At 39.8% G+C, this 18,488-nt stretch carries 11 protein-coding genes; 10 read left to right on the plus strand and 1 reads right to left on the minus strand.

The window, feature by feature from the left end; all coding sequences use genetic code 11:
• The first annotated feature begins 76 nt into the window (after positions 1–76).
• The 4 genes from LEP1GSC060_RS05700 (at position 77) to LEP1GSC060_RS05715 (ending at position 6,995) form a co-directional block, all read left to right on the plus strand.
• Complete coding sequence (locus LEP1GSC060_RS05700) at positions 77–1,231, plus strand: helix-turn-helix domain-containing protein (protein ID WP_002998670.1); 1,155 nt, start codon at positions 77–79, stop codon at positions 1,229–1,231.
• 559 nt (positions 1,232–1,790) lie between these two features.
• Positions 1,791–4,415, plus strand: coding sequence for a putative Ig domain-containing protein (locus LEP1GSC060_RS05705; RefSeq protein ID WP_002998813.1), 2,625 nt, complete (start codon positions 1,791–1,793; stop codon positions 4,413–4,415).
• A gap of 101 nt (positions 4,416–4,516) precedes the next feature.
• A complete protein-coding gene (locus tag LEP1GSC060_RS05710; protein ID WP_036095496.1) occupies positions 4,517–5,029 on the plus strand; it encodes an Lcl C-terminal domain-containing protein in 513 nt (170 codons plus the stop codon).
• Positions 5,030–5,801: 772 nt separating this feature from the next.
• Positions 5,802–6,995, plus strand: a complete 1,194-nt coding sequence (locus tag LEP1GSC060_RS05715; RefSeq protein WP_002998808.1) for a helix-turn-helix domain-containing protein — start codon at positions 5,802–5,804, stop codon at positions 6,993–6,995.
• Between the two features lie 1,168 nt (positions 6,996–8,163).
• Here LEP1GSC060_RS05715 and LEP1GSC060_RS05720 read toward each other — a convergent pair.
• Positions 8,164–8,565 (minus strand): hypothetical protein, encoded by a 402-nt coding sequence (locus LEP1GSC060_RS05720; protein WP_002999238.1) that lies wholly within the window; start codon positions 8,563–8,565, stop codon positions 8,164–8,166.
• A 575-nt stretch (positions 8,566–9,140) separates the two neighbouring features.
• Here LEP1GSC060_RS05720 and LEP1GSC060_RS05725 point away from each other — a divergent pair.
• The 6 genes from LEP1GSC060_RS05725 to LEP1GSC060_RS05755 all read left to right on the plus strand — a co-directional run bounded on the left by LEP1GSC060_RS05725 (position 9,141) and on the right by LEP1GSC060_RS05755 (position 18,164).
• Positions 9,141–10,040: a haloalkane dehalogenase gene (locus LEP1GSC060_RS05725; protein ID WP_002998746.1), complete on the plus strand. Its 900-nt coding sequence runs from the start codon at positions 9,141–9,143 to the stop codon at positions 10,038–10,040.
• A 713-nt stretch (positions 10,041–10,753) separates the two neighbouring features.
• Complete coding sequence (locus tag LEP1GSC060_RS05735; protein ID WP_002999191.1) at positions 10,754–11,161, plus strand: hypothetical protein; 408 nt, start codon at positions 10,754–10,756, stop codon at positions 11,159–11,161.
• Between the two features lie 41 nt (positions 11,162–11,202).
• Positions 11,203–11,901, plus strand: coding sequence for a FecR family protein (locus tag LEP1GSC060_RS05740; protein ID WP_002998930.1), 699 nt, complete (start codon positions 11,203–11,205; stop codon positions 11,899–11,901).
• A 643-nt stretch (positions 11,902–12,544) separates the two neighbouring features.
• Complete coding sequence (locus LEP1GSC060_RS05745) at positions 12,545–14,116, plus strand: sensor domain-containing diguanylate cyclase (RefSeq protein WP_036095556.1); 1,572 nt, start codon at positions 12,545–12,547, stop codon at positions 14,114–14,116.
• Positions 14,117–14,516: 400 nt separating this feature from the next.
• A complete protein-coding gene (locus LEP1GSC060_RS05750; protein WP_036095559.1) occupies positions 14,517–16,127 on the plus strand; it encodes a sensor domain-containing diguanylate cyclase in 1,611 nt (536 codons plus the stop codon).
• Positions 16,128–16,445: 318 nt separating this feature from the next.
• Positions 16,446–18,164 (plus strand): EAL domain-containing protein, encoded by a 1,719-nt coding sequence (locus tag LEP1GSC060_RS05755; RefSeq protein ID WP_002999031.1) that lies wholly within the window; start codon positions 16,446–16,448, stop codon positions 18,162–18,164.
• The last annotated feature ends 324 nt before the right edge of the window (positions 18,165–18,488 follow it).

Below are 18,488 nucleotides of genomic sequence, written 5' to 3' on the forward strand. Positions count from 1 at the left end.
CCGATTGCCGTAAAAATTCCATAAAGTCGCTGCCCCATCGTCTACAAAAATTTTCTCGTATAAGGAATTAACTCAAATGTTCAACGTAAATATACTATCCGATATCACATTTTCTATATTCTCGGAAATGAATTTATTTTACGCTCACGCCGCCGGGGTCGGGATCGGAATCATAATGGCAATCGGCAAACTCTGCACTGGAAAAAGAGACGAATTCAACAAAGCCTACGGTACGATTCTTTTGAGCGTAAGCATTTTTTTGATGGCCAACAACAAAGTGATTTTTCCGCAAGAAACCGATCCTAGATTGATGAAAGATCCCATATTTTTAGGAATCTATTTTGGTTTGGTTCTTTACGCTTCGGCTGCGGTTTTGATTTGTATGATGTTCATACTGGATCGTCTGCAAAATCCTTGGTATTACTGCAAACGGCTGATCGCAATTATTCCAATGGCGCTGACGGCTGCGTTCTTTTTACCCGGTACAATTTACATTTATCTTTGCGATTCCGTGGCGATTTTATTCACTCTCTATACATCCGGTTGGTCCATTTATAAAATCCATTCTACTAAAAAAGCGAATGCCTTTTTCAACTTTCCGTTCATCACTCTTGCAATTACTTCTTCATTGGTCCTGGATTTAGTCGGAACCCTAATCCATTCCACAAAAATGCTCATGTTTTCAGAACTCATTCCCGGATTTATGATCGCTTACATTACTTTGATTGAACGTTTCTTTCCGTTTCTTTTCAGTAAAGCTCATGGAGAAGTCAATAAATCGCTCATGGATAGCCAAGCTTTTACGGATTTCCCTGTGGATAATTTAATCGAATCCGAAGAAGAGGAAGAAGGTCAGTCCGAATCCACTAGAAACATTTTGGAAGGTGTGGAACTGGAAAAGATCGAAGAAAGAATCAATTCTTTTCTTCAAGTGAGAGGTTATGCGGACGAAGAGCTTCGTTTACCGGACTTTGCTTCTTATCTGGGACTTTCCACACACCAGGCCTCTTACTATCTCAATAAACACATGTCCATGAAGTTCGCGGATTTCCTGAATATGAATCGAATTGAAGACGTAAAGCGGAACCTCCGAAATAAATCACACATGAATTTATTACAAATTGCTTTAGAATGCGGTTTTAACTCAGCCTCTTCGTTTCACAGAGCTTGTGTAAAATTTACGGGAAAATCTCCGAGGGAATTTAGAAAACTCATCAATTCCGAGAATTAAAATTCTCTGTTTTTCTAAAATAGAAAAAAAACACCACTCTCAAAAGAGCGGCAAATAGTTACGTTAGTCGACACTTTGCCTCATTGTTATACATCTGTTTCTAAGCGCCCATAGATTCTTTTCCATTCCATTATAAGCATTTTGTATTAGAACCTGCTTCAATCCTCTTTCTATAATTTGCGCACAATTTTCTTAGCAAAATACGCGAAATTCAATGACGCATGAAAAACTCTTCACGTTATAATGCGAGCGGAACTAATTTTAGTTTTCGGATAGATTTTCGTCCAAGAGAAAAAGATATTGATGTTGGATTGCGATCTACATTTCCAAGTAAGAACGGTAGATCGAAACGGATGGGTATGTGATCCTTCCGAAATGAAGCTCGGCAAACTCTGAGTTTTCGTTGAGAAAAAAATCGAAAGATTTTTTAGAACGTGGATCGCAGAAAATTCTTAACTCTATCGAGCGCAAACAATCCAACCACTGTTCTTTCTCTTTTTTTTGCGTAATGATTTTTAATTTTGTTTCATTCAGAGTTTTAAAAAGGTTGGGGATTTTTATGAAAAACGAGAACTATCGATTCAAAAAATCACAAAGATTGATTGGAGAATTTTCTTTCCGTACGAGAATGGAAAGGTTCGTTTTAAGCCGGTTTAGAAAATTTTTTACCGTTCTATTTACGTTTGTCGTCCTCTTAACGGTCGGGGATTGTATTGGAAATGGAAACGATTCTTTGAGTTTTAAAGGACTTTTCGGACCCATGAATCTGCTTCAATCCTCGTCTCCAAGCGATCCGATTTTTATCAATTACTCTTTGAGTCCTTACGTGCTTACCAAGGACGCTCCCGTTGCGCCGATACAACCGAGTGTAAACGGATTGATTGAGCAGTGTTCTTCCAATCCCACACTACCGACGGGACTTGCAATCAACGGAAAAACCTGCACGATTTCCGGAACCCCTACGGTAAACCAACCGGCTACGAATTATACGATTACCGCTTCGAATTCTTCACAAAGTAAGGATACTACGATTGTAATCACAGTAAATGCGAACCCGCCTGCGGCTTTGAATTTTGCAGCCCCCGCTTTTATATTTACTGCAAGTGCAGCTCCTGCGTTTGCTCCTATCGTTCCTTCTCATACGGGCACGATCACGAGTTGTGTTTCCGATGTTCCTCTTCCTGCAGGACTCTCCCTCGGGTCGAATTGTTCTATTTCCGGATCTCCGACAGTTGTCCAAGGTCCAACAAACTATACGATTACCGCAAGCAACGCATTTGGTAGTACAAGTACCGTTATCTCGATTACGGTTAACATGGCTCCTCCTGCCGCTCTGAATTACGCGGGAAGTCCTTATGTTTTTACACAAGGTGCGACGATCGCAACGATCAACCCGACTTATACGGGCACCGTGACTGCGTGTAATTCGGATATCCCTTTACCTACAGGGCTTTCTCTCAATGCAACTAACTGTGCTATTTCGGGAACACCGACCGTAATTCAACCGGCAACCAATTATACAATCACTGCTAGCAATGCTTCCGGCGGTATTACTTTTCCGATCACTATTACGGTTAACATGGCGCCTCCATCCGCTCTGAATTATGCGGGAAGCCCGTTTACTTTTACACAAGGAGCCACCATTACTACGGTTACCCCTTCCGTGACCGGAACCGTCACAAGTTGCACATCCGATATCCCCTTACCTACAGGTTTAGGAATCAATGGAGCTACTTGTGCGATTTCAGGAACGCCCACAACAACACAAACGGCGACCAGTTATACGATCACCGCAAGCAACGCGTTTGGAAACACAACTGCGACAATCTCGATTACGGTGAACTTAGCTCCTCCATCCGCTCTGAATTATGCAGGAAGCCCGTTTACGTTTACACAAGGAACCACCATTACTACGGCTACCCCTTCCGTGACCGGAACCGTCACAAGTTGCACATCCGATATCGCTCTTCCGTCCGGATTGGCGTTGAATGCTACTACTTGTGCGATTTCGGGAACACCCACAACAACACAGACTGCGACCAGTTATACGATCACCGCAAGCAACGCGTTTGGAAACACAACTGCGACAATCTCGATTACGGTGAACTTAGCTCCTCCTTCCGCTCTGAGTTATGCAGGAAGCCCGTTTACGTTTACACAAGGAACCACCATTACTACGGTTACCCCTTCCGTGACCGGAACCGTCACAAGTTGCACCTCCGATATCGCTCTTCCGTCCGGATTGGCGTTGAATGCTACTACTTGTGCGATTTCAGGAACACCCACAACAACACAAACGGCGACCAGTTATACGATCACCGCAAGCAACGCGTTTGGAAACACAACTGCGACAATCTCGATTACGGTGAACTTAGCTCCTCCTACAGGACTAGCCTACACGCCAAGCGCTTTGGTTTTCTACAGAGGAACCGCCGCCACTGCAACGCCTGCGGTCACGGGAACCGTCACGAGTTGTGCATCGGACGTAGCGCTACCGGGTGGACTCACTCTCAATGCTACAACTTGTGCAATCTCCGGAACTCCAACGGGATTTCAGGCCTCGGCAAATTACACGATCACCGCAAGTAACTCTTCCGGAAGCACAAATAATACTGTCAGTATTATGGTCTTTGGAAGGCCGCCCATGAAAACGATGCAAACCAATTGTTGGGCTACGGACGGAACATTGGATGCGACGTGTGCTCTATCCACATCCACCGGTCAAGACGGTCAGTTACAGAAAGGTTCAAACCCAAATTTTACGAGCACCGATGGCGGATTGACTGTAACGGATAATCTTACCGGCCTTGTTTGGAAAACATGCCATGAAGGACGATCAGGCGCTACTTGTGCGACAGGGGCCAACAGTTACTTAAGTTTGGCAACGGCCACTACAGCTTGTAACAACCTGAACGCAGGTGCGGGTTATGCAAGTCGGACAAACTGGAGATTACCGACCATTCCTGAAATCGAAACCTTAGTCGATTTCAATGTTGCCACATCTCCACGAACTTTCACTGCGTTTTTCCCAGGAGCAACAGCCAGTTATTACTACTGGAGTTCTACTTTATACAGTCCAGATACAACGAAAGCTTTGGTCCTCTATTTTTCGGATGGATCGACTACTTGGACAGACAAAACTGCAGCGGGATCGTTAGCACGTTGTGTATCTCCGGGACCGTAATCAATGGAAAGAATTCAGAAATACGAATATTATAATATTATCGAATTCCTGGGAAGATCCCCCTTCTTAGGAATCTTTCGAAATCTATTTAAGGAGCTAATATGACCGCAAAAATTACCAAAAAGAAAACTAAAAATTGGGAATCACTCTTTGCTTACAAATTGATTGTATTTTTTTTCGGATTCACAATTTCAGTAGCAGCGGCACCTTTTGTGGACAATAGCGACGGAACCGTCACAGATATAGGCAACGCATTAATTTGGCAAAAATGTACAAATAATCTTTCCGGTTCCACTTGCGGAACAGGCGGCACGAATCAACTGACATGGGCAAATGCTCTTACCTACTGTAATGGTCTTGTCTTGGCCGGCAAAACTTGGAGATTACCGAATGTCACTGAATTAAGAAGCATTGTAGATCATTCCTCGGGTACTGCGCCGGTCATTAATACTGCCATTTTTCCAGGTACGGTTTCCCAATACTATTGGACATCAAGTTCATACAGACTTGCGACAACTCAAGCTTGGGCAATTAACTTTCAATCAGGTTTCACTGCCGGTACAAGTTCAAAAACTACGACATACTATGTTCGATGTGTAGCTTCACCACCTTGAGACCAAACTGGGGAGGAATAACAGATTCCCCTCGACACAATTTTAAGAAATCGGGCTAAGAGTTCTCATTTTACTACGCTGAATTTAAGATGCAGAAGTGTGAGTAATAATCTCTTTTAAATTTTGAGAGACTTTTTTTGATCCTAGAAAACGGATCTAAGTTAACTCTCATCAAGAAAGATCATGGATCTGTAAATTTATAGGTCATTACAAAATTTCTTTTCAACGCCGTTATAAAACTCCTATTGATTTAGAAAGATTTTAAACGAAGTAGAATCTTATAAAGTTCTTTTTCCTATCATAAACTTATCCAAAGATGCGACAGAACCTTAATGTCGTATTAAAAAACACAATTACAACACAAACTAAATGTCGTTCTGACATGGGATAAGTCGATTGTCGATTTTTTAATTTACTTATAGCGCCCCTTACAGGACATGGCTAATAGAATCATTTCTTAAGAAACAGTCGGGATCATTTCTCTCGATTCAAATGATTCAAGTTATAGAGAACTATTCGTATTAATATGATTTCATTACGTTTTAGCGGAGCCCGTATTTTGCAAGAGCATGAGTTATTGTATCGAAATTTTACAATTCTAAATCGATTCTTAAATTATATATTTCACTCTTCCCAAACGAGCAAAATAAACCAAAAGCATTCCATCCAAATGAAAAAAATAAACAAAATGGAAAAAAAGCGAAACCAACGCAGAGGTTTCGGATTTAAAAATTCAAAATTCGGATCCCACAAAATTAGAGAGTTTGTCATTATGAATACACTGATTCAAAGTTTTTTAGACCTGGTTTATAATTCGAAAATTTTACCGAGTTTCGACGATAAAATCATTTCGAAATCCGGCGTACAAAGATGGATCGAAAAAAACATCTTTTTCACGTTTGTATTTTTCTTCGGCGTTTATTTAACGATCTGGAATCGAACAATTCCTGAAATAGCAACTTCCGGAGACTTATCTAAATTCAAATTGATTTCCCTGATCTGCGGAATTTCGGTTTATTCATTTCTACTACTCCGACTTGTCATACTTGCGATTCTTGGAATCCAAACATCTTACCAAACCATTCTTAGAAACGCTGCATCGGCGATCTTTTTCTCATTTTTATGCCTAATGTATTTTGAAAAATCGTTTTCCATGGCAGTTACGGGAGAAATTTTCTGTTTGGGAGTTTGCATTTACACTACAATAGAAACGGGCTGTCTGATTTATTTTCGTCGTTTAAAAAAGGAATATTATCTTTTGTTACCCGTCCTTGGCGGCGTCGGATTTGGAATTATGGGAAATTTAATCGGAACCGCTTTTTATAACGTTTATTGGAATAGCATTTCATACTATACTTATATATTTTTCATTTCCGTTCTCTATCTTTTAAAAAGGAAAATAAAAATCCTAAACGAAGAATACACACAAATATCGATTCTAAACACGGAAATTCAAGAAACCATAGAACAGTCGGATTCGAATTCTAAAGAGGAAATTTTTGAATCTAACGAAAATACGGAAGAAAAAAATCTTCTTAAAGAAGACGATTTAAAACGTGCGGAAGAAAGAATCGGAGGTTTTATCCAAGAAAAACTTTATGCAGACGAGAGTATTCGCCTAATTGATCTTTCGGCCTATTTGGGAATCAGTTTACATCAAGCTTCCTTTTATTTGAATAACTACAAAAATATGGGTTTTTCGGATTTTATCAATCAAAACAGAATGAACGACGCGATTCGCCTTCTCCTGGAAAAACGAAATATGAATTTGTTGGATATCGCTTTCGAATGTGGATTTAATTCTTATACGTCTTTTCACAGGGCTTGTAAAAAATGGACCGGTCATTCGCCAAAAGGACTCAGAAAAAATACTTATCTCACGAACGGCTCCAAAGACGAATATTTTAAAGTATCGATGAATTCTCAAAAAGCCGAGATATTGAGTAATCATTTGGAGTTGAATTGATACAATCGAAGGCCGAATCATCTTCCAACCTGATTGGAAGTAATCTCGGAATGACTATGTGCTTAACGTGAGTTCAATAAAACCAATGCGAATGCCATTATTATTTCGACCTATCTCACGACCCATCGGGAGTGAGATTGAGTTACTCGAACGACCCATCGGGAGTGAGATTGAGTTACTCGAACGACCCATCGGGAGTGAGATTGAGTTAGGAAAGCAACATTGAGTTTCTGATTCACCCAAACTTTCTTATACCAAAAACTCGCGTTGTTTATTTCTTTTCGCATATTTTGTTAAAACGAACGCGAAAGAAATTACAAAATATACAAAAGCGAATATTAAAAGATATGAATGTCCTTATCGGATAGCATGTAAATCGGATTTTTAAGTCGTACGTTATCTTTTTCGTTTTCTCAACATTCATCTTTTCAAGTTATGCGGTTTGACGAAACTCAATCATCAATGTATAAGAGGCAAAAAAAAAATCTATCTGGCCAATGAATGCAGATTAGCCAAATAGATTCAGTGTTTGTTTATGGAGATATAGGCGCGAATTTGATCAATCAGACAGTATCCATCCGTGAGAACTTTTATCTTTTTTAATATAACTGAATTTTAGTTCGGAATCTCCCTAGTTATAAACTGACTCAAGTTTTGAAAAACGAGAAGTAAATGGAGGATTGAGTATTCTTTCTTTATAAGCTGTTTTCTATTCTTGGGAAGAGCTACATTAGAATAACCTTATAAGGACTTGTCCCATCTATCCTTGCTTCGCGAAAACCGTCGCTGCGGCTATCTTGCTTTTAAAACGCCATTTCCTTCGAAAACGTTATGCTAAATTTCCTAAGTTGCTCGACAAGGACAACTCTGTGGCTTTGTCTTTCTGATAAAGTAAAATAGAACTCAGCGCTTTCGTTCACTAAGGCTCGCTCGGATGATAACTAAAGCGTCTCGCTGCTATGGCTGCTGACGGGTTTTGGAACGCGCTATAAGGAAAGGATTTTAAAATTGTCTACCTGGTTTGTTATTGCGAACAAACCCAGATAGACGAGTGTAATAGAGTGAGTTCCCTTCTACAAGAATGAGTATACCTTATTCTTCAAAAGGGCTCTCTTCAAAATATAAAATGAATAAAAATTATATTGAACCTTAAAAAAGTCTTCTATCTTTAAAATTCAAATTCTTGAATTAAAGAATCTAATTCCAAAGCTTCTTTAAGTTCTTCAAAGTTCATGACCGGATTGACTTCTTTCAATTTATTATAATTCATAATCCAATTGTAAATCTTTTGATCTTCCGTCATGATAAAGTATCGAGTAAATTTTTCAGAAATTACATGTAAAATTCCCGTAAAAGCACGCACAAACTCCGAATTCAGATTAGTCACTCTTCTTATATCCAATACTAACAATCCCTCCATCTCATAAAAAATAGAACTTAACTTAGCCGGAATTCCCTTCAAGGTTTCATGATTGATTATACCTGCAAATTCGATTACCAAAAGTTTATAACGAACTGCATTGACCTGTATTTCTTTCAATTCGTGTTCAATCATTATAGTCTGATTCATTTCTCGACTCCCCAAAACATAAAACGATTCTTCTAAAATGAATTTTAAAAAAGCGTCTCTTATTACTCAGAAAATTATATTTGAATCGATTACGAAAAGCTCATCAGCTTATAGCCTGGGAGGTAAAATTAAAATACGCCAACTTATCAAATTGTAAATTTTATTCGACATCCAAAATGCATCGATCGTGTTGTGAAAAGTTGGTTTGAAAAAAATTTAGATCTTATAATCCGAATCTTTACAAAGCGTCCCAAAACCTAATTCTACTTTATCGGAAAAATCAACCTTTGTTAAAGTCCGATCCCTCGCCTTACTAAAATTTACCCTAACCACTTTCCACTGATTCCTAACATCTAAGACGTGTCTTTTCTTTGATTAACTCATCGAGTAGCTCTTCCGCTTGATTTTTGGGTTTGCTCATGTTGTTTTTATCCTTGTTACTTTTGGTTTTTTCACAAGTCATTTACACAATCAAGCTGACACCCTTAAGAGCGATCAACTGCCACCGGCCTTCTTAACTCCGTCGAATAAAAAATGCTTCCCGGATTTAGAACTTCGAGAATTCTATCGTCCCTATGAAAATCTTAAGAACCCCGGATTCCGCTTTTGAAAATCTACCAGGCTACGATTTCCAAGCCAATTACGTAGAAGTCCGGAATCTGAGAATGCACTACTTGGATGAAGGGAATGCGGAAGGAAAAGAAACGATTCTTTTACTACACGGAGAACCGTCCTGGTCGTATTTATACAGAAAGATGATTCCTCCCTTGTCGGCTGTAGGTTACAGAGTGATCGCCCCCGATCTGATCGGTTTCGGAAAGTCCGATAAACCCGACGACCCCGATTTCTTTTCCTACCAGGCTCATATGGATTGGCTGAAAGAATTTGTGGAGAAGTTGAATCTTAGAAACGTCACTTTATTTTGTCAGGACTGGGGCGGTCTTTTGGGGCTGCGACTCGCTGCGGAAAGTCAGGAACGATTTTCCAGAATTGTAGCTGCGAATACGTTTCTTCCGACGGGCGACGTTCCTCCGAAAGAGGAATTTCTGAAGTGGCGACATTTCTCTCAAAACGTAAAACGATTTTCGATCGGAACCGTGGTCAAAAACGGATGTGTTTCCACGCTTTCTCCGGAAGTTATAGCGGCGTATGACGCTCCTTATCCGGACGAATCTTATAAAGCCGCGGCTCGTAAGTTTCCCGCGCTGGTTCCGATTACTCCCGACGATCCGGCGTCGGGGCCCAATCGAAAAGCTTGGGAAATTTTAAGGACTTGGAAAAAACCTTTTTTGACCGCGTTCAGCGACGGAGACCCGATTACCAAAGGCGGAGATATATTTTTCAGAAGATTGATTCCGGGCGCGAAAGGTCAAAAGCACGTTACGATTGCAAACGGCGGTCATTTTCTTCAAGAAGATAAAGGAGAAGAATTGGCGGAGGTTATCAAAACATTTATCGCGGCGAATCCGGAATAACTGAGGGCGCCGGCTCGAATGTGTTAAGGATGAATGAGTAATCTCAATTCCGGTACGGATTCACTCAGATAGTGGGAAAGCTATGAACCTATTTTCGGGGATCGATTGAATCTAGATTCGTTTTAAGAAACTTCATTTATGCCTAAGAAATTTCGGGCGAATCCAGTCTTTGCATAAAAGGGCTGGACCGTGCTTGAACTAAAGTGTTGCTGTTTGCGGTCGCAACATAATACTACATTCGCATTCGTTACACAGAACTCGCGTTAAATCGTTTTGATATATTAAATTTTCATATTATACAATTCAAGAAATTTGATCGATAAATTGTTAAAAATCTAAAAATTCAATTTTTGAATCAGAGTTGTTGAAAAATTGTGATTCCTTAAGAATCAAATTGTCTAAATCGTCCGATCCGCACAATACAAGTCGATTCAAGAATTTATTTTTCAACAACTCTAATGTATCTATTCGAATGAACTTTCCCCGGATTGATTGGATTAAAATCATCAAAGTTCGGAATATGATAAATATAAACTCTGCACATTTCCGGTCGTTATAAATTTACTCCCCGGAAACTTCTTATGAAAAAGTCAAAAACTATTCTTGCCGTACTTTGACCTTGAAATTATATGGAAACCCGAAATTTAAAGTTCAACGAACGATTGAGTTTTGGGACAAATCTCGATCCAAAAACAAAATTAGGACAATAGAATATGAATCCGATCATTCGAAACATATTAGCGGTTGTTGTAGGCGCCGTAATCGGCAGCGTCGTGAACATGGGAATCATCCTGATTAGCGGTCACATCATTCCTCCGCCGAACGGAGCCGATGTAACAACGATGGAAGGATTGAAAGTATCGATACATTTATTCCAGCCGAAACATTTTATACTGCCTTTTTTAGCTCATGCATTGGGGACGTTTGCCGGAGCGTTATTTACCGCAATCATAAGCGCAAATCATAAAATGAAGTTTGCGTTGGGGATTGCCTTCTTATTCTTAGCGGGAGGTATTGCAAATATAATAATGCTGCCTTCGCCGATTTGGTTTACCGGATTGGATTTGGTGGGAGCGTATATTCCGATGGGTTATCTTGCGGGTCGCCTAACGCAAAAATAATCTATGAATACAATGAATTTCTTAAATTAAAGGGAGAATGTATGAAAAAGATATCGATGATAATCGTCGTCGTTTGTATGTGCGGATTGGTTTTTGATTGTGGTAAAAGTCAAACGAGCCGAACCAAAGGAGCGATTGCGTTCGTAAAAGGGGACGTATCCGTTCAAAGAGGAGAACAACAATTAAAAGCGACCGTATCCCAGGAGATCTTAAGCGGAGATACAATCGTAACCGGAACAAAGTCGGTTGTGACGCTTGTTTTCGGGGAAAATTCGACCGTAATTGAAATTCAATCCGATTCCCGATTTCAAGTAAGGGAAGAATCCGATGAAAAATCCTTTTTTCAAGATAAAGGAAGTTCTTGGATCTTAACGAATAAGTTGTTAAAAGGGGAGAAGATGAGTCTTCATACGCCAACGACGACTGCGGGAGTGAGAGGAACGAAATTTTATACTTCGGTTTACGGAGATATGACGTTCACCTGTCATTGCGAGGGCCAAATAGAACTGGAAAACAGACAAAACCACGCAAAAAAAATCAACGACGCCGATTATTTATCCGTTGCAAAAGGGGAAAAGACGATTTATATCACACCGAGTGATTTCCAAAAATCGAATATTCCATACGTACACAATCACAGTGAGATCGAAAATTCTCCGTTAGGCGAACCAAACAAAATGACCGTCGAACAATTTCAAGTTATATACGAGTTGGCAAAAAAGAAATTGGAGTCTCCTTAATCCGTAGGAAATACGATTTAGGCTTTTGTCGCGTCCCCTCGGCTTGGATGGCTCGAGTTTCGTAACTTTACGTTTGACGAACCGTTTGAAACCTACTCTAACATGAATTCGTGGATAAAAATTGGACAATCCGGCTCTTGGCTTTGTCAAGAATCGGACCCGCGCTAAAGGAATTAAAGCGCGGGGCTTTCGCATGGGTTATACCGAACTTACGTTACTCTATCTCTTTTTTGTAATGTGTTTTTCCTAAGAAAACGATATTCCGGACTTTTTATAATTTTCTTTTTATAAATTGAGTCTTAAAATTTTTTCTTGCCTTTAAAGAAGCGAAGAAGTCAATTTTTTGCGTCTAAATTGACTTTCAAATCCTTGAAATGAATTCTTCAGAAGAAAGTTAGAAGTTCCAAACCCTGCCGGGCTAAGGAACAAACATTTTTTGTGTTTTTTTGTACGGTTTTTAACTCCTGTTATGAATTCCTAAAGATCTCATTTTATCATTTTCAAGGTTTAGCAACGGTACCTAAACCCGATAAAGTTCTCAAAATATAGAATCATATTCGATTCATCGGAATGAAATTCAATAAACATTTGCGGAGAAATAAATTCCATGCGATTCTGTACTTGCAAGGCAAATCAGGACCGAATGAGCGTATATCAAAACGAAACAAGATTACAAAGAAAAACGATTCTTATGGTTTTAGCCATCATACCGATTCTGATTATCGGGACGTTCGTTTACGAAGCGAAGAAGATACAAAATGAAATTTACCGCGTCGTTTGGATGAGAGCGAAAGTAACTCAGGATTATATTCAAAGAATCAGCAATCAAACCAGAGCCTTAGGGCTTTCGATCACGCATTCCATGACTTATTACGAGGATTCTGTTTTGAACACTCAGGTTCCGCGTAAGTTCAAAAATTATCCGAGCTTACAACTTTTCGGAATCAAAGACCAAAATCGGAAAAAAACGCATTCATCCGCGGCGCAATCTTTGGGTCCGGCTTTGACGTCTTTTTCAGTCACTCCGTTTTTTTTGAGGGAGGTCGAGGCGGCGCTGAATCTGAGCGGACAGTTCGATACATTGGTGGAAAGACAAAGCGAAGTGGTTTGGGTATATTATGTATCCGCACAAAAATTCCTTTATTTCGCTCCTCAATCGAAACCGTCTCGAGACGTTTTTAACGAAGGACTTTATAAAAGACCCTTTTGGGTTCAAGCAAAGCCGGAAGTAAATCCCGACCGCAAACAAATCATTACGGAACTTTATAACGATATCGGCGGACAAGGATTGATGATCACCGTATCCGAGCCCGTTTACTTTCGGGATCGATTCATCGGCGTCGTTTCCATCGACATCGGACTCGATACGATGCGAAGAGTTTTAGGAGTGGGAAATTGTATAGGGGAAAGTATTCTAATCGATGAAAATAAAAAGATCATCGCAAAAATTTCTCGGATCGATCTAAACGATTCCATGCCGCAGGTTCCGAACGGTCCCACGGAAAAATTCTTTTTACAAGGAGGATATTACTGGGCATTTTTCGATATCAAGGAAAACGAAGTTCGTTTGGTTCATCGAATTTCGGCGATTGAATTCGTTGTTTCCGTTGTCGTAAATCTACTTCCGTTTTGGGGGCTGATATGCGCTCTTGGGATCGTACTGATTCTTTATATAAAGTTGAAAATAACGATGGAGCATGTTTCTAAGTTGATTCACACCGATCCTTTGACTGGGATTGCCAATCGTCGCGGGTTTCTGAGACTCACTCAAAAATCTCTTGCGATCGGAAGTCGTCACGGACAACCCTGGACGATTCTGATGATTGATATCGATCATTTCAAACAGGTGAACGATAAGTTCGGACACGATATGGGAGATCGAATTTTGGTCAAAGTCTCACAGATACTCCACGCTAACATTCGTCAAACGGATGCGGTTTGTCGTTGGGGTGGAGAAGAGTTTGCGGTTTTTCTTTTTGGAGCGAATCCGGAAGACTCCGTTAATATCGCGGAACATCTTCGGAAAGAAATAGAAGGTAAAGTGATACTACAAGACGGAAAACCCGTGACTTTGAGTATCGGAATCTCGGAAGGTAGAGGAGGAAAAAACGGTTTAGAAAATACTTTTGCGCGCGCGGACCAAGCGTTGTATCAAGCTAAAACTTCTGGAAGAAATAGAGTGTGTGTATCCGACGTTACGGAAGAAATACTCTAACCAAACATTGGTCGTAGTTAGCTGATGTTTAATCTTTCCTTGTTATAAAGTGCAATTATTTCTGTTACGTTACTTCTGGAATATTATAAAAACTGTATGAAATTTCCTTTGTTATAAAAAAGTTTTTAGCGCCTGAGTTTCCCGAATCGATAGCCAGTTCCTTCCCAGAGTCTATTCTTGAATAATAAAACATTTCGTTTTTGTCAAATCTCCGCAATTTTTCCATTCTCTATTCTCGAACTCAATTAAAACGTTCGGATCGACTACGTTTTACAATATAGATTCTCAAGTTTGAATTTGGTAAGTGATAAAAAAGAATTTGGATTTCTTTTTCGAAGTAGTTCGTGTCATCTTTCCATTAGAGCGATCTTATCGATCCGATAATATCGAGGTGATCAAATTGCAATTAAAGACTCTCAGCGCACAAGTCGAAAATGTAAGGATCAAAAAGAGAACCGTCTTTTCGCTCTCGGCAATCATTTTGGTTTTAATGATCGTCTTTTTGATTTATGAAAATCTAAGAATGGAAAAAGAAATCGATCGAGTGGTTGGGATGAGAGCCCGCGCGATGAAGGATTATATCCGTAGAGTGGGATCACAAACGAGAGCGCTCGGATTGTCGATTTCGGATTATTTAACCTTTTACGAAGACGCTCCGGCAAATCCAAATCTCATTAAAAAATTCAAAGTTTATCCGAACTTGAATCGGTTCGGAATTCCTCATATCGGTCGAGAAAATAAGGACGGTGCGGATGCGGGAACTCTTACCGCAGTAGGTTCCATTTCTAGAGTAAATCCTTCCCTTTTGAAAGAGATCGAAGCCGCTCTGAGTTTAAGGGGGCAATTCGAGTCTTTGACTGAAAAACAAAGTGAAGTCGTCTGGGCTTACTATTTATCCGAACAGAAATTTCTTTATATCACTCCGAAGTTTAAGGATGAAAATTATTATTTTACCGACGACCTTTACACCGGTCCTTTTTGGACTCAGGCAAACCCTCTCGTCAATCCGACCGGACGTCAGATCGTAACCGATCTTTACGGGGACCTTGCGGGAAAAGGTTTGATGATTACGGTCTCCGAACCCGTTTATGTGAAAGGTAAATTCATCGGCGTAGCTTCGATCGACATAGGATTGGATGCGATGCGAAGAATTTTAGAGACTGGGGATTGTATCGGGAAAAGTATGTTAGTGGATGAAAACGGAAAGATCGTGGCAAAGTCCGGAAACTTCGGATTAAACGATAGGCTTCCTTATTCGGTCTTTTCCGGGATTATGATTCCGAAGGAGTTGTTTTTCCTCGAAAAAGGAAGTTTTTGGATCGGAATCAAAATTAAGAATGAAGAGCTCTGGCTCGTTCATGAGATTCAAATTCTTGAATATATTATTTATACGATAAAAACTCTTCTCCCCTTTTGGATGCTCGTATTTACGTTTTGTATCGTGCTGATATTGTATATTAAATTACGCTCTTCGATGAATCAAGTGTCCAAGTTGATACACACGGATCCTTTGACCGGGATTTGGAATCGGAGAGGTTTTTTAAAATTGACTCAGAGGTCTCTTGCCATCGGAAATCGGTGGACGATTTTAATGGTGGATATCGATCATTTCAAACAAGTGAACGATAAGTTCGGACATGATGTAGGGGATAAAACCCTGGTACAAGTCGCCCAAGTAATCAGCCGTTCTATTCGCCAAACCGATGCGGTTTGCCGATGGGGCGGGGAAGAATTTGCGATCTTTTTATTAGGAGCCGGTCAAGAAACCTCAGCCAACATCGCGGAAGGTCTGCGTAAAGAAGTGGAAAATCAGGTTCGTTTGGAGGATGGAAATCCGGTAACTTTAAGTATAGGAATCTCTCAAGGAAAACTCAATTTGGAAGAAGCATTTGCAAATGCGGATCAAGCGTTGTATCGAGCGAAAGCCTCCGGCAGAAATCAAGTCTGTACTTATGATCCGAACGTATGTTCCGATTTGAATTTGAAGAATTCGATTATGCCCGAATTTTAAATTTATTTTCAACTTTTCCAAATAATGATCTCAATTCAAATTATAACTCTACAAAAAATTAAGATGTCTGATTTCCTTTTAATTTGAAATCCGGAATTAAAAAATATTCTAAGTTTTTAATGCACAAACGATCAAAAAAGAATTTTTAAGTTCAATGTTAGTTGATAGAAACCTCTACACCATAAAAATTGCGCAATTAGGTCTGTGGTAACGACAAAAGACAAACTAATTCCTCTTAGAAAAAATCAGTTTGTTTTGGGTCGGAATTGTTGGATCTCTCACTGAAGAGAAAGAAATTTACAATAAAGATGAAATACGATGGGAAACAATGAATTTATCCAAAATTCAAATTTGAATGTCAAACCGGTCATACTGATCGTAGACGATGAAGTTATCATACTGGGAAGTATCAAATACGCGATTCAACTCAGTTTCGGAAATCGGTTTGACATCGAAATGGCGGAAGACGCGGATTCTGCGATGCAAATTTTGGAAAGATGCAAGTCCGAGCAGATTGACGTTCCTTTGGTCATTTGCGATCAAGTACTGCGCGGAAAAAGCGGAGACGAATTGCTGATTCAGATTCATCAAGAATATCCTCAAACCTATAAAGTTCTGCTCACGGGTTATGCCTCCGCGAGGACCCTTGGAAACGCGCTGAATAAGGCGAATCTTTATCGATATCTTTCCAAACCCTGGGATTCCGAGGATTTGATTTTAACCGTATCCGAAGCGGTAAAAGCCTACTTTCAAAATCGAAAAGTGGCGGAACTCAGTTCGAAGTTGGAGGAAACGTACTTATTCAATCGGGAAACACTTTTTCCGAATTTTGAAAATTTAAAACAAAAAATCGATCGAAGATTGATCGAGAGCGAAAATTCAACTCTCGCTCTCATTCGTATCGAATCCTTCGGTTCCATTGCTGAAAATTTCGGAATCGAAACCTATCGTAAAATGTTATCCGAATTTTTATCCGTGCTCAATTGTTTTGTAGGCGGGCATAACGGAGAGATCTTTCATATCTACGACAATATGATTGCGGTTCTTACAAAAATCGAAGAGGATCGATTTTATTCAATGCTGAGTGCGGTTCGAATCTTTCTCAGATCCGAATGTATCGAAGTGGACGGGATTTCGTTTCAGGTCAAAATTTCGATCGGGGTTTCATCGGATCAGTCTGACGTATATGATAAGGCGAGACTCGCAATGATGACTGCAAGTAACAATTCTTCCGTGGAATACGTACCCTATTCGGAAACGACAAACAAGGTGGATCGAATTTACGCGAACCTTAAACTGGGCAGAAAATTCAACGGGGCTTTGAATGCGGGAAATATCGTTCCTTACTTTCAGGGGATTTACGATAATAAACTCAATCGAATTACAAAATATGAATGTTTAGCGAGAATCATGGAAGGAGATCAGGTGTACAATCCTGCGATGTTTATTCCGATCGCAAAGTCGACCGGATTGATTCGATTACTTACTCCTTTGATGGTCGAGAAAACTTTTAAATATTTCTCGAAACATCCCGAATATTCTTTTTCCGTCAATATTTCCGAATCCGATTTGGATAAGAAAAGTTTTCCACTTTGGGTGATGAACCGGCTTTTACATTACAGAATATCTCCGGATCGGGTGATTTTTGAAATTTTGGAAAACGATCGTTGGAACGGATTGTCCAATTCTACCCGTTCTTTGCAAGAACTGAAAGAGATAGGTTGCAAAATAGCGATCGACGATTTTGGTGTGGAGTGGTCCAACTTTGAAAGACTGGTAGAAATTCAGCCGGATTTTATTAAAATAGACGGCAAATTTATACAAGGAATCCATGAAAACCAAACCTCGTACCAATTGGCGGCCGCGATAACGGAAATGGCTCATACGATCGGAGCAAAGGTAGTAGCCGAGTTCGTATCCAACGAAGAGGAATTGGAAGCTGTCAAATCTTTGAATATAGATTATTCCCAGGGATATTACTTGATGGAACCTTCCGATGAGATCCTTTATTCGGAGACGATTTTAAACTTGGTTTAAAAGTTTTAGCGCGTTTTCGATTAACGCGCGTTCGGTGCCTAAAGTTTCTTCACCACGCAGGAAATATAAGAATTCATAATCTTATTTGATAGTCGCTAAAGCTTGTTATTCTTTAAGAATCAAAGACGTCGTAACGTAGATTTTATTTTGTATTCTCGGATTTCTTCGGCCATTCCTTTCCTGTTATAGAAAAGTATTTCTCAAGCTTTTTATTTTTGACTTTGTTTCGAAACGTTGTTAACGTGAGTTCGGCCTTGAAAGTTTGGGTGAATCAGAAACTCAGACATCTGACTCCTAATACGAGCTACCGCGAATTTCCTTTGA

It is taken from the genome of Leptospira weilii serovar Ranarum str. ICFT, from assembly GCF_000332415.1.
Taxonomy (GTDB): Bacteria; Spirochaetota; Leptospiria; order Leptospirales; family Leptospiraceae; genus Leptospira; species Leptospira weilii_A.

Bases quoted from the DNA above. Each gene is read 5' to 3' on its own strand.
- LEP1GSC060_RS05700 (WP_002998670.1), top strand. From the start codon at position 77: ATGTTCAACGTAAATATACTATCCGATATCACATTTTCTATATTCTCG.
- LEP1GSC060_RS05705 (WP_002998813.1), top strand. From the start codon at position 1,791: ATGAAAAACGAGAACTATCGATTCAAAAAATCACAAAGATTGATTGGA.
- LEP1GSC060_RS05710 (WP_036095496.1), top strand. From the start codon at position 4,517: ATGACCGCAAAAATTACCAAAAAGAAAACTAAAAATTGGGAATCACTC.
- LEP1GSC060_RS05715 (WP_002998808.1), top strand. From the start codon at position 5,802: ATGAATACACTGATTCAAAGTTTTTTAGACCTGGTTTATAATTCGAAA.
- LEP1GSC060_RS05720 (WP_002999238.1), bottom strand. From the start codon at position 8,565: ATGAATCAGACTATAATGATTGAACACGAATTGAAAGAAATACAGGTC.
- LEP1GSC060_RS05725 (WP_002998746.1), top strand. From the start codon at position 9,141: ATGAAAATCTTAAGAACCCCGGATTCCGCTTTTGAAAATCTACCAGGC.
- LEP1GSC060_RS05735 (WP_002999191.1), top strand. From the start codon at position 10,754: ATGAATCCGATCATTCGAAACATATTAGCGGTTGTTGTAGGCGCCGTA.
- LEP1GSC060_RS05740 (WP_002998930.1), top strand. From the start codon at position 11,203: ATGAAAAAGATATCGATGATAATCGTCGTCGTTTGTATGTGCGGATTG.
- LEP1GSC060_RS05745 (WP_036095556.1), top strand. From the start codon at position 12,545: ATGAGCGTATATCAAAACGAAACAAGATTACAAAGAAAAACGATTCTT.
- LEP1GSC060_RS05755 (WP_002999031.1), top strand. From the start codon at position 16,446: ATGGGAAACAATGAATTTATCCAAAATTCAAATTTGAATGTCAAACCG.